The sequence below is a fragment of the [Clostridium] celerecrescens 18A genome, assembly GCF_002797975.1.
GTDB classification, from domain to species: domain Bacteria; phylum Bacillota; class Clostridia; order Lachnospirales; family Lachnospiraceae; genus Lacrimispora; species Lacrimispora celerecrescens.
In genome coordinates this window covers 4,065,425-4,077,500 of the sequence record NZ_PGET01000001.1, presented here as the reverse complement: position 1 = coordinate 4,077,500, position 12,076 = coordinate 4,065,425, and the positions used below count along the sequence as shown (strand labels likewise).

General features: G+C 41.5%; 7 protein-coding genes, 3 tRNA genes and 1 rRNA gene. 8 read left to right on the top strand and 3 right to left on the bottom strand.

What is annotated here, in order from left to right:
* Positions 1-238: 238 nt before the first annotated feature.
* From H171_RS18495 to H171_RS18480, 4 genes are all read left to right on the top strand, one after another.
* Positions 239-3,128: ribosomal RNA gene (locus tag H171_RS18495) — 23S ribosomal RNA — on the top strand.
* 79 nt (positions 3,129-3,207) lie between these two features.
* Positions 3,208-3,280 (top strand) — tRNA-Asn (locus tag H171_RS18490).
* 46 nt (positions 3,281-3,326) lie between these two features.
* A tRNA-Glu gene (locus tag H171_RS18485) sits at positions 3,327-3,398 on the top strand.
* 13 nt (positions 3,399-3,411) lie between these two features.
* Positions 3,412-3,482: transfer RNA gene (locus tag H171_RS18480), tRNA-Cys, on the top strand.
* Between the two features lie 112 nt (positions 3,483-3,594).
* On the opposite strand, the gene H171_RS18475 is transcribed toward H171_RS18480, so the two are convergent.
* Positions 3,595-4,671 carry a tyrosine-type recombinase/integrase gene (locus H171_RS18475; protein ID WP_157803192.1) on the bottom strand — a complete coding sequence of 359 codons (1,077 nt, stop codon included), beginning with the start codon at positions 4,669-4,671 and terminating at the stop codon, positions 3,595-3,597.
* Positions 4,672-5,366: 695 nt separating this feature from the next.
* Here H171_RS18475 and H171_RS18470 point away from each other — a divergent pair.
* From H171_RS18470 to H171_RS18455, 4 genes are all read left to right on the top strand, one after another.
* Entirely contained in the window at positions 5,367-5,711 is a 345-nt protein-coding gene (locus tag H171_RS18470) for a hypothetical protein (protein WP_100306443.1), read from the top strand.
* Positions 5,704-6,705: a hypothetical protein gene (locus H171_RS18465; RefSeq protein ID WP_100306442.1), complete on the top strand. Its 1,002-nt coding sequence runs from the start codon at positions 5,704-5,706 to the stop codon at positions 6,703-6,705. The genes H171_RS18470 and H171_RS18465 overlap by 8 nt, the downstream gene beginning before the upstream one ends.
* A 282-nt stretch (positions 6,706-6,987) precedes the next feature.
* The gene (gene namA / locus H171_RS18460) at positions 6,988-8,016 is read left to right on the top strand and encodes an NADPH dehydrogenase NamA (RefSeq protein WP_100306441.1); all 1,029 of its coding nucleotides are present in this window, start codon (positions 6,988-6,990) and stop codon (positions 8,014-8,016) included.
* A 402-nt stretch (positions 8,017-8,418) separates the two neighbouring features.
* On the top strand, positions 8,419-8,925 hold the full coding sequence (locus H171_RS18455) for a DsbA family oxidoreductase (protein ID WP_100306440.1): 507 nt from the start codon (positions 8,419-8,421) through the stop codon (positions 8,923-8,925).
* 291 nt (positions 8,926-9,216) lie between these two features.
* Here H171_RS18455 and H171_RS18450 read toward each other — a convergent pair whose 3' ends face one another.
* Both H171_RS18450 and H171_RS18445 read right to left on the bottom strand, forming a co-directional pair.
* Positions 9,217-10,509 (bottom strand): ATP-binding protein, encoded by a 1,293-nt coding sequence (locus tag H171_RS18450; RefSeq protein ID WP_242976998.1) that lies wholly within the window; start codon positions 10,507-10,509, stop codon positions 9,217-9,219.
* Between the two features lie 333 nt (positions 10,510-10,842).
* Positions 10,843-12,036, bottom strand: coding sequence for a tyrosine-type recombinase/integrase (locus H171_RS18445; RefSeq protein ID WP_157803191.1), 1,194 nt, complete (start codon positions 12,034-12,036; stop codon positions 10,843-10,845).
* Positions 12,037-12,076 lie beyond the last annotated feature (40 nt).

Sequence of the window (12,076 nt, the reverse complement as noted above, 5' to 3'; positions counted from 1 at the left end):
TTTAATTGCATCACGCATGTACCTTGAAAACCACATATTGAAATATATCTAGATTAGTTTTTATATGTCAAAGTATAAAAACATAATCAAGACATCCGAGGTGTTACATCGCAAGATGTAACCAAACAAAACTCGTTAAAGTAACCGTAACGTACGGTGAAATAACAAACCTAAGACCAGAGATACAACGCTATGTATCTTAGATTAGTAGCCCGCACCCGCAGGTGAACATCGAATTGGTTAAGCTAATAAGAGCGCAGGGTGGATGCCTTGGCACTAAGAGCCGATGAAAGACGTGATAAGCTGCGAAAAGCTTCGGGGAGGAGCAAATATCCTTTGATCCGGAGATATCTGAATGGGGAAACCCAGCTGAGCAAACCTCAGTTGTCGTATGGTGAATCCATAGCCATACGTCGGGAACCCGGGGAACTGAAACATCTAAGTACCCGGAGGAAAAGAAAGAAAACTCGATTTCCAAAGTAGCGGCGAGCGAAATGGAAGGAGCCTAAACCAGTATGCGTGCATACTGGGGTTATGGACTGCAATAAGTGAGACGATTTGTTACCAGAACGGTCCTGGAAAGACCGGCCATAGAAAGTGAAAGCCTTGTATGGGAAAGCAATAGTCAGCGAGCAGGATCCAAAGTACCACGAGACACGAGAAACCTTGTGGGAATTCGGGGGGACCACCCCCCAAGGCTAAATACTACTTAGTGACCGATAGCGCATAGTACTGTGAAGGAAAGGTGAAAAGGACCCCGGGAGGGGAGTGAAAGAGAACCTGAAACCCTGTGTTTACAAGCTGTGGAACCACGTTAAAGGTGGAACCGCGTACTTTTTGTAGAACGGTCCGGCGAGTTACCGTTACTGGCAAGGTTAAGCACTTAAGGTGCGGAGCCGAAGGGAAACCAAGTCTTAATAGGGCGTTAAGTCAGTAAAGGTAGACCCGAAACCGGGTGATCTACCCATGTCCAGGTTGAAGTTTCCGTAAAAGGAAATGGAGGACCGAACGCACATCCGTTGAAAAGGGTGGCGATGAGGTGTGGGTAGGGGAGAAATTCCAATCGAACCCGGAGATAGCTGGTTCTCCTCGAAATAGCTTTAGGGCTAGCCTCGTATTAGTCTGCCGGAGGTAGAGCACTGAATTTCCTAGGGGGCGTCAAAGCTTACCAAAGAATATCAAACTCCGAATGCCGGCCAGATGATGTACGGGAGTCAGACTGCACGAGATAAGTTGGGTAGTCAAAAGGGAAAGAGCCCAGACCACCAGCTAAGGTCCCAAAGTGCGTGTTAAGTGGAAAAGGATGTGGGATTTCACAGACAACTAGGATGTTGGCTTAGAAGCAGCCACACATTCAAAGAGTGCGTAATAGCTCACTAGTCGAGAGGTCCTGCGCCGAAAATGTCCGGGGCTAAAACACGACACCGAAGCTGTGGAATGTATGTAAATACATTGGTAGAGGAGCATTCTTAACGCACAGAAGCATTACCGTAAGGAGATGTGGAGTGTTAAGAAGAGAGAATGCCGGAATGAGTAGCGAGATGGAGGTGAGAATCCTCCAGGCCGAATATCTAAGGTTTCCAGAGTAAAGCTGATCTGCTCTGGGTAAGTCGGGGCCTAAGGCGAGGTCGAAAGACGTAGTCGATGGACAACAGGTTGAAATTCCTGTACCGCATATCATCAGAACTGTGGGGACACAGAACCGAAGAAGAACCCGGGAATGAAAAGACCGGGGCAAGCACTGGACTGGCTGGAATGGAAAATCCACCCAGCAACAGGAAGGTGTGACGCGTACCGAACACAAGTAGGGAAGTCTTCGTAGGGGCTGTCAAGAAAAGCCGCTATTGTGTGATATGTGCCCGTACCGTAAACCGACACAGGTGGATGAGGAGAGAATCCTAAGGCCGGCGGGAGAAGCATTGTTAAGGAACTCGGCAAAATGACCCCGTAACTTCGGGATAAGGGGTGCCTGGGAAACCAGGCCGCAGAGAATAGGCTCAAGCAACTGTTTAGCAAAAACACAGGTCTATGCAAAACCGAAAGGTGAGGTATATGGGCTGACGCCTGCCCGGTGCTGGAAGGTTACGAGGAGGGGTTAGCGGCAACGCGAAGCTCTGAATTTAAGCCCCAGTAAACGGCGGCCGTAACTATAACGGTCCTAAGGTAGCGAAATTCCTTGTCGGGTAAGTTCCGACCCGCACGAAAGGCGTAATGATTTGAGCGCTGTCTCAACAATGCACCCGGTGAAATTGAAGTACCAGTGAAGATGCTGGTTACCTGCGCCAGGACGGAAAGACCCCATGGAGCTTTACTCCAGCTTGATACTGGGATTCGGTACTGCATGTACAGGATAGGTGGGAGGCAGAGAAGATAGGACGCCAGTCTTATCAGAGCCGATGTTGGGATACCACCCTTGCGGTATTGGATTTCTAACCTGCAGCCATGACCTGGCTGGGGGACAATGTCAGGCGGGGAGTTTGACTGGGGCGGTCGCCTCCGAAAGGGTATCGGAGGCGCTCAAAGGTTCCCTCAGAATGGACGGAAACCATTCGAAGAGTGCAAAGGCATAAGGGAGCTTGACTGCGACACCGACGGGTGGAGCAGGTAGGAAACTAGGACTTAGTGATCCGGTGGTATAAAGTGGGATTGCCATCGCTCAACGGATAAAAGCTACCCTGGGGATAACAGGCTTATCACTCCCAAGAGTTCACATCGACGGAGTGGTTTGGCACCTCGATGTCGGCTCATCGCATCCTGGGGCTGTAGTAGGTCCCAAGGGTTGGGCTGTTCGCCCATTAAAGCGGTACGCGAGCTGGGTTCAGAACGTCGTGAGACAGTTCGGTCCCTATCCGGCGTGGGCGTAGGATATTTGAGAGGAGCTGTCCTTAGTACGAGAGGACCGGGATGGACTGACCTCTGGTGTATCTGTTGGCTATCAAGGCCATGGCAGAGTAGCCAAGTCGGGAAGGGATAAACGCTGAAGGCATCTAAGCGTGAAGCCCCCCTCAAGATGAGATATCCCATCGCAAGAGTAAGACCCCTTGAAGACGACGAGGTAGATAGGGCAGAGGTGGAAGCATGGCAACATGTGCAGCTGACTGTCACTAATAGGTCGAGGGCTTAACCAGGTTGGTTTAGGTAAGAGGAAAGAACGGATGAAAATAGATATGTAACAATATGTGGTTTTGAGGGTATATGCCTCAGTAATCCTCGATAGCTCAGTCGGTAGAGCAAACGGCTGTTAACCGTTGGGTCGTAGGTTCAAGTCCTACTCGGGGAGTTCGTGATACTCAGGCGAGACTATGAGGAAAACGAAATGCAAGTTAGGCCCCATGGTCAAGCGGTTAAGACATCGCCCTTTCACGGCGGTAACACGAGTTCGAATCTCGTTGGGGTCACTTAACAATTTATGGCGACATAGCCAAGTGGTAAGGCGTGGGTCTGCAACACCCTGATCACCAGTTCAAATCTGGTTGTCGCCTCTCTTATGAAAGCCTCAGAAACCTGATAAAATAAGGGTTTCTGGGGCTTTTACTTTGTGTATTTGGTGTTTGCGCTTGTTTGCGTGGGCATTTTTTGTATTTTTGAGGGTGATTAATCCAGGATTGCCCTCATTTTTGATGCTGTTTCTTCCTGGGAAGTGATGTTGCGGAGGTAGTGGTGGGTCATGTTGAGGCTTGTGTGGCCTAGGAGCTTTTGGAGCTCGGTGTCTTCCATTCCGTTCTTGTACATGATGGAGGCGGTGGAGAAGCGGAGCTTGTGGGAGGAGCGGTATTCTATGCCTAATTCTTCGCAGCATTTCTTTAAGCGGCGGTTAAAGGTTACTGTTGCCAAAGGTTGACCGTTACGGATGAAGATGTATTCGCTGTTTGGATTGAGAGTTTGGATTTGTGTCAGGATTTCTTTAGCCTTCGGTGTCAATGGCATGTAACGTTTCCCTTCGCTTGCATGACCTTTGATATCTTCAATGATTTCATTCTTGTCATCTACAAAGCGTTGGATATGTAGAAAATCTCCTGAGATGTCATCCCACCTTAATCCTTTCAATTCGCCTATGCGCAGGATTAAATAGAAGTCCAGTTTTATGGCTAGTGAGTAAAAATCATCTCCCAAGTAATTTATAATTTGCAGACGTTCTTCCTCAGTGTATGGTGTGATCCTGGTATTTTCCGCCTTATAGCTGAACTGTTTGTAGTTGATGTCTCGAAGGCAATTTCGTTCTATAATATCATTTTCCACTGCAAGGTACAGAATTCCATTCATAATGCTTTTAAGGTCATTAAAGCGTTTTCTTGTGATCTGGCGGCCTTTTGTAATGTTCCTGAAATAGATAATCAAATCCCTTGCTGTCAACTCTTTTAAGGGAATCAAGGTGATATCCTGATCTTTCAGTAAAGAATTCCACATAAAGCGATTTTCTCTAATTGTCTTTCTACTTACGCTTGTCTCCTTTTCTCTCCATTCCATCCAGGTTTCAAAATATGCTTCCATAGTGGCAGCATTATCCCCAAAGAAATGATCATATAGCTTATTAATTAGTCCTTCGTAGGTGTTGCTGCTTATTGGCTTTCTGTTGACGATAAAATATTTTCGTCCATCATCAGGCCTAGTTTTAATTTTTGATAAATCACAACTCCTTTTTAGCTGTTTTTCTTTTGATTTTATATTCATGATGATTATTCGTGCCGGTGGGATTATCATAGCACTATGCTTGAAGATGCGCAATTTACTTTTATAAGAAAAAATAGAGGATTGCTAAAAAACGTAGATAATCAGTAAAAGATTTTTACTCAAACTGTTTGTATTGTAAATTTCTTGCGATTTTAAACAGATTGTTTGTTCATCTCATAGTAGGCGTAGCCCCAATTATTAATTAAAATGTGCTTAATGCTGTGTAGAGTTTAGAAGGCAACATTAAGAGCAAAACGGTTGATATAAATGAAGTTTTTTTCTGAAGTGTAAAGTCCGATACTTTTCAATAGATTTTAGTATAGTACTATGAATATTTATAACTTGCATGAATTTAATTGCCTTATTTGCTATATGGAACTATAATATATACAATATTATCACAGAATGATGTTTTTAATAGAATATATATTATTAAAGTAATCGCAGAAAAATGAGCAATAATTCTAAGCCGGATTCAGGTCTTTGAGCACATTTCTAGATATTGGATGTCATTGTGTTTAGGGATATTGTAGCGATACCTAAAAGAATAATGATAATCTTTAGTGCACAGATATATATTTGGCATTTATGTATGTTACATTGTTACATATTATAGCAATAATGCGTAGTTAGGATAGGTATTAATTATGGCTATAGCAAAATCATACAAAAGATAATGAGAAAGGAAAAAAATCATGAAGATACTATTTGAAACAACATTTGAAAACAAGGATATATTTGAGAAGATTAGCGAGCAAATACCTGAATCATGCATTATTGTCGAACCTGAGTTTTTTGAAGGATCTGGTGTAATACAATTATTTATTGACTTAACCAGTATAATAGCTCCGCTCGTTGCCGGTTATTTTCTTGGCGTAAGAAATTCTGATAAAATTGTTGTAAAGATAAATGGGAGAGTTGAGATTGAAATAACTGCGGCTATAAATAAAAGAAGCATGAAGCAAGTTGAGCTAGCTGCAAAAATTATTGAGAAACTTGATTTAATTAATGATGTAAAGGAGATTGACGATAGTGTCTAACAAATTCCACCAAGAAAATATACTTCTTATTAGAGAATATATCGAAAATACACGCTTTTTAGTAGAGAATACTTCTCTTTTATTTTCTGACGAAATATTAAAGCAAATCTATGAAATACTCTCTGGATTTACAGAAGAATGGAATGTTAAGCTCGTTGGATGTTATAGTTATTCAGCTTTACCAAGTATAGTAAAACTAGACAAAGATTATCTGATATTTGATTTTCATATGGTACCAATCTTATTTGAGATTGCAACTATTCTGGATTCACAATCTTCACTCTTATTGAAATACTTTTTTTGTATGCGAAATGCCGAAATTGAAGAGAGTAATAATAACCTGATTGGGAAGGAGGCCTATAGTAGAGTTCTAGCCGAATTGCCAATACATAATACAAAAAATAATTATCTTAAAAGTCTTTTTGACATTAAACTTGATATCTTGCTTCAATGTGTCTTTTTGATTTTCCATGAATTGGGACATTATATGCCTTTAAATATAGATCGCTATAAAGAAATAGTAAAATACTGTTCAAGCGAACTTCTTCATACAGAATTGGAAGATTCTGTCTTAAAAGAAGTAAGCGCAGATGCTTTCGCAAAAACATGTTTAATGCGTTTTGCAAGTGACATGGGAATAGATATAAACAGAACTTATCGCATGTGTCGAAGAACTATGATGAGCACGACAATTTACAAAACCCTTATATTGAATGCAGATAATTTGATAGCATTAAGTCAACGTGATGTTGTTTTAAGCATAATGGTTGAAATGGAAAGAGATATACCTGGCTCAAAGTTAAAAGGATTTGATATAAAGAGTCATAGAAAAGAGAGTAGCAAAGATTTTTCCTTTTTTAGCTCAAACCTAGAGGATGTTTGCAAATTTTGTATATCTCGATACGAGTACCACTTACAAGACTTAAAAGAAAAAAACAAAGAATACACTATTCAACAATCAGATAAAAGGAAGAACTACCTCTTTTTTGAATGATATTTCGTTCAAATTATCCATAAACCTGGAAGTACGAAAACGAGTTTCCCATTATATTTATAATGGACATGCATAAGAAATCAATTGATATTATAATAGTAATCGGAATAAATGATGGAATCATCGTAGGTAGGTTTTTCTCATAATTTTCCATATTTGTTTTATGTGGTCGACAGAGATAAAGGAAATGTTGATCAGTTATGGCAATAGTGATTTTGATTAATGATTAAATAAAGCAAGTTGTTTTACCGAATTGTACATTTATAGAAGGGAGAATACCTTATGTACTTATTAAACTCATTTACAGTAAAAAATATGACTCTGCGCAACCGTATTGTTATGCCGCCCATGTGTATGTACAGTGCCGGAACCGATGGTATGCCAAATGAATTTCATTTTACCCATTATACCTCCCGTGCAGTTGGGGGAGCGGGGCTGATCATTATGGAAGCCACCGGTGTCCTGCCGTGGGGCCGTATTTCTGACCATTGTCTGGGACTTTGGAATGATGATCAGACGAAGGCACTTAAGCCAATTGTCACCGCCTGCCAGAAACAGGGAGCAAAAATGGCGATTCAGCTCAATCATGCGGGCCGCAAATGCGGAGCCAAAGAAAAAGTAATTTACGCTCCCAGCGCCATTCCATTTAGTCATGATTCTCCCATGCCCCATGAGATGACGGAAGAGGATATTCAAGATACGGTCAATGCATTCCGCAGCTCTGCTGCCCGGGCGGATGAAATCGGTTTTGATGCGATTGAAATTCATGGTGCCCATGGCTATTTAATCAGCGAGTTCCTGTCGCCGTTGACCAATCATCGTACCGATGGTTATGGCGGATCAACGGAAAACCGATGCCGTATACTGGTTGAAATACTGAAGGCGGTACATGAGGTCTGGCCGGCTGAAAAACCGGTTTTATTGCGTGTATCTGCTGAGGATTATGAACCCGATGGTATGCATATGGAAGAAATGTCCGTAATTATTGAACTTGTGAAGCCCTATATTGACGTGCTGGACGTGAGTACAGGAGGAGTTGTGTCAACACCGCCGACGAAAATCTATCCAGGCTATCAGGTAAAAATTGCTGAACGGCTGAAACAGAAGGCTGGGTTGCCTACGGTTGCCGTTGGTCTGATTACGGACCCACATCAGGTGGAGGAAATCCTGGGTGGAGGACGGGCAGATCTAGTTGCTTTAGGCCGGGAACTTCTGCGTGATCCTTACTGGGTGCTGCATGCAGCTCGTGATCTAGAAGTCGAATATCCATGGCCGGAACAGTATCTGCGTGGTTTTCAGGCAAGAAAGTGATGTATGCAATGAATTTATGCGGCAGGTGGCTTCAGTTATTTATTGCACGAGTTGGAATCTCATTTGGATTTTCGCAATTAAATACTTTTGCTGAAAATTATTAAAAGGGTGGTATCTGATGACAATATCGGTTGTATAATCATCACGCTTGATCTTAATCATGCATTTCGGATAGCCGGCAGTAATATCCTAAAACGCTTTGGTGCTTACTTTTCTGTGATTCAATTTCAGCATAAAGGTAAAACAGTGACTTCGTTTTCTTGTTTGGACGAGGGATAGTGTATCTGAAATAGTAAATAAGACGGTGCCGGAGGGAGTGGTGACGATCTCCAAAAGTCACCAATTATGAAGCAATGAAAAGAAAATTGTAAAATTAATTGTATTAAAGAGAGGTGGTTAAGAGTGAAACAGGAGTTACATGTCTTTTTTGATTATATCTGTCCTTACTGTCTGAAGGCACATAAATATTTAAAGGAGCTTATCCCAGACTATCCGGATGTTACTATAGTTTGGCATCCGTGTGAATCGCATCCCAGACCGGATCGGTATGGCCCCCACAGCGATCTGTGCATACAAGGATATTTTTATGCTGTTGATCATGGGGCTGATATTTTAGAATATCATGAGCGAATGTATCAGGCAGCTCTTAAAGAGCGTATTGATATTGAAAATATTGATGCTCTTACTGAGTGCGTCGGTGATTTGGTTGATGCAGATGACTTTCGGCTGTCGCTCCAGCTAGGAACCTATCGTGGCAAGCTGGACGAGTCTAATAAGCTTGCCTTTGAGCATTCAGGGGTATGGGCGGTCCCTGCATATAGAATGGGTGCTTTAAAGCTTGATGCGGTTGAAAATGTGGGTGTTTCCAAAGAGCAGATCCGGCACCTTTTAAAGAACCCCAGTATTTGATTTTTTTCTGTAAATAGGGTTGTTTATGATAAAATAATAAATTATAGGAGACCCGAAAGTATGTATACTTCGCTTTTTTAATTTCTATTTTTCAGAATAGCAATGTAATTTGGGAAATTGTAATATTAATGCCAATTGTCAAACTGCCTGAACTGCCATTCAAAAATGTAATACTAAATTGTATGAATACAGGTTTGCTGTTAATCTGTTTAATTTCATTATAGAAAGTGCATGAAACCTCTTAGGATTGGAAGTTGAGTCCAATCCGTAAGGGGTTCTTTTTCTGCATAATCATATGCAAAATGCTGCATAAAGTGGAATGGAAAGCATATTCTCAGTTTTGCCGAAATTTTTTTCGGAGAAGCGAATGGAATAGCTGGGTTTATACTTTTGAATAAATACGCTGAGACTTTTAGAGTGAACCTTTGTCCCCTTTTTGACTTCTATACCGATGACCTCGGAACCTTTTTGTAATACAAAGTCAAGTTCGGCACTGTGTTCACTTGCCCAATAGAAAAGGGCGTGTCCATTCGAGGCCAACGCTTGAGCAACGTAGTTTTCGGTAACAGAGCCCATAAACACATTTGATTCTCCAGTCAGGATCGTTTGTTGAGGCACACCAGATTTCATAACAAGAAGTCCCACATCACTCATATAGAGTTTAAAGGAGGACAAATCTGTATAGACGGCGATAGGACTTGTGCCATGATCAATCTTCTGACACTTTAATACGATGCCAGCCTGTGCCAACCATTCGATTGATTCACCGAACAGTGTTGCACTGCCGCCGCGCTGAACAACCTTGTATTGGAACTTTTTATTTTCTTTTGCAAGCTGGGCAGGAATCGAATTGAAACAGCCGCGAATTTTAACCGTATCAGCCATAGTGGCGTATTTTGCCATGTCCGCCACGTAGTTGTTTGCAATTTCATTTTGTACAGTTGGTACAAGAACCAACTTTCCGGAGTCTGTAAAAGTCTGAACGCAGGCAGGCATTCCTCCGACAATGAGATAGTACCTGTAAAATTCGATAGCTTTTTGATGGAGTGCCTCTGGCAGTGGAGTCATCAGATCAAAGGCAGAGTGAATTTCCTGTGATAGCCGCTCTTCACCGTTTGCCCAAAGAAATTCTTCAAAATCCAGCGGGTAAAGTGTCATGCTTTCCACCTTGCCGACTGGAAAAGAGTAATGTTCCCGATGGATAGCAACTCCAAGCAGACTTCCCGCTGCAGCAATGTGGTATTCCGGTGCCAGTTCACAAAAGTATTTTAATGAGGTCAGTGCCCGTTCACAAGACTGGATCTCGTCAAAAATAATGAGAGTTTTGCCCGGTGTGATGACTTCGTTTACAGTTGCTTCCAAGAAGCGAATGAGTCGTTCCGGGGAGATATCATCCGAGAAATAAGAGGCAACAGAAAGATTGGTTTCAAGGTTAATGTAAACTGTGTTATCAAACTGTGATTCACCGAATTTGGTCAGTATATAGGTTTTGCCAACCTGTCTGGCTCCATAGAGGAGCAGAGGCATCCGGTTTTCTGTTTTGTTTTTCCATGTAAGGAGCTTTTCTTCAATTTTTCTACGCATGGCATACACCTCTCTATAATAGTATATTACAGTTTTGAAACTTTTATGTCAAGAAAAATAGAGTAATAATAAACTTATACTGATAAAAAAGTAAAAAATTTAGCTTTTGGTGAATTGTCTTGAGTCAATCAATGACAGTGGAATTAATATCATTTAGATTATGAACCGTTTAATAGTTCAAACTATCTTGCATTTTTATTGTTCCACGAGTTATAAGCTGGCTTGTGACTTATAGAAGTACATTGCACAAACTACGAATTATTTAGAAATTTGTGCAATGTAGTGCTTGTATTTATGCCATAAAATAAAAAAAATAATAAAAAACGAGGACAATCAGCCAAGGATTGCCCTCATTTTTGAAGCAGTTTCTTCTTGTGGATTGAGACACCTCAGGTAGTGGTGCGTCATATTTAAGCTAGTATGCCCTAACAGCTTTTGCAGTTCAGTATCTTCTACTCCATTCTTGTACAAGATAGAAGCGGTGGAGAAGCGAAGCTTGTGAGAGGAACGGTATTCGATACCTAATTCTTCACAGCATTTCTTCAAGCGGCGGTTAAAAGTTACTGTTGCCAGGGGCTGGCCGTTGCGGATGAAGATGTATTCACTGTTGGGGTTCTGGAGATGAACCTGTTCCAGTATTTCCTTGGCTTTAGGAGTAAGTGGCATCAGGCGTTTTCCCTCCTTTGCATGACCTTTTATATCATCAATAATCTCGTTTTGGTCATCTACAAAACGCTGTACGTATAGAAAATCCCCGCAAATATCATCCCACCTTAATCCTTTCAATTCGCCTATGCGCAGAACCAAATGAAAATCCAGCATAATGGCCAGAGAGTAAAAATCATTTCCAAGATGATTAATAATTTGCAACCGCTCCTCTTCCGTATAAGGCTTTATGCTATTTTCTTCTGCTTTGAAAATGAATTGCCTAAAATTTATATCCCTTAAACAGTTGTGATCAATGACTTCATTTTCTACGGCCAGATAAAGGATTCCGTTCATAACGCTCTTTAGATCGTTAAATCGTTTGCAGGTGAGCTGCCGGTCCTTAGTAATGCTGCGGAAATAGTGAATGTAGTTCTTCACGGTCAGAGAGCTTAAGGGAACCTTAGTTATCTCCTGATCTTTAAGTAAGGCGTTCCATAAGTATCTGTTCTCCCTAATGGTCTTTTTCGTAACACTGTCTTCAGTAGCCCGCCAGTGCATCCAAGTTTCGAAATACTCTTCCATGGTGGGAGCATTAGTAGTAAAAAAATAGTTGTATAGTTTTTCTATCAGGTCTATGTAATTAGTGCTGCTTATGGTTCTACGTTTTACAATCAGGTAGATTCTTCCATCATCGGGCCTGAGTTTGATTTTAGTAAGGTTACAGACTTCTTTTACTTGATTTTCCTTTTTATTAAAATCCAACATTGCCTGTAGGGCCTTTGGTGTTAGTTTACCATCTGGATAAATCATTATTTTTTGTAATTCTGAGACAGTGTCACCTAATTCTGTAAGAGGTGCTGGCGGATTGCTTGTCAGCATTCTTACGATTGTTTGATTCTGTACTATATATGGGCTTACT

Coding starts and splice junctions, on each gene's coding strand:
- H171_RS18475 (WP_157803192.1), bottom strand. CDS start 4,671: ATGAATATAAAATCAAAAGAAAAACAGCTAAAAAGGAGTTGTGATTTA.
- H171_RS18470 (WP_100306443.1), top strand. CDS start 5,367: ATGAAGATACTATTTGAAACAACATTTGAAAACAAGGATATATTTGAG.
- namA (WP_100306441.1), top strand. CDS start 6,988: ATGTACTTATTAAACTCATTTACAGTAAAAAATATGACTCTGCGCAAC.
- H171_RS18450 (WP_242976998.1), bottom strand. CDS start 10,509: ATGCGTAGAAAAATTGAAGAAAAGCTCCTTACATGGAAAAACAAAACA.
- H171_RS18445 (WP_157803191.1), bottom strand. CDS start 12,036: ATGCTGACAAGCAATCCGCCAGCACCTCTTACAGAATTAGGTGACACT.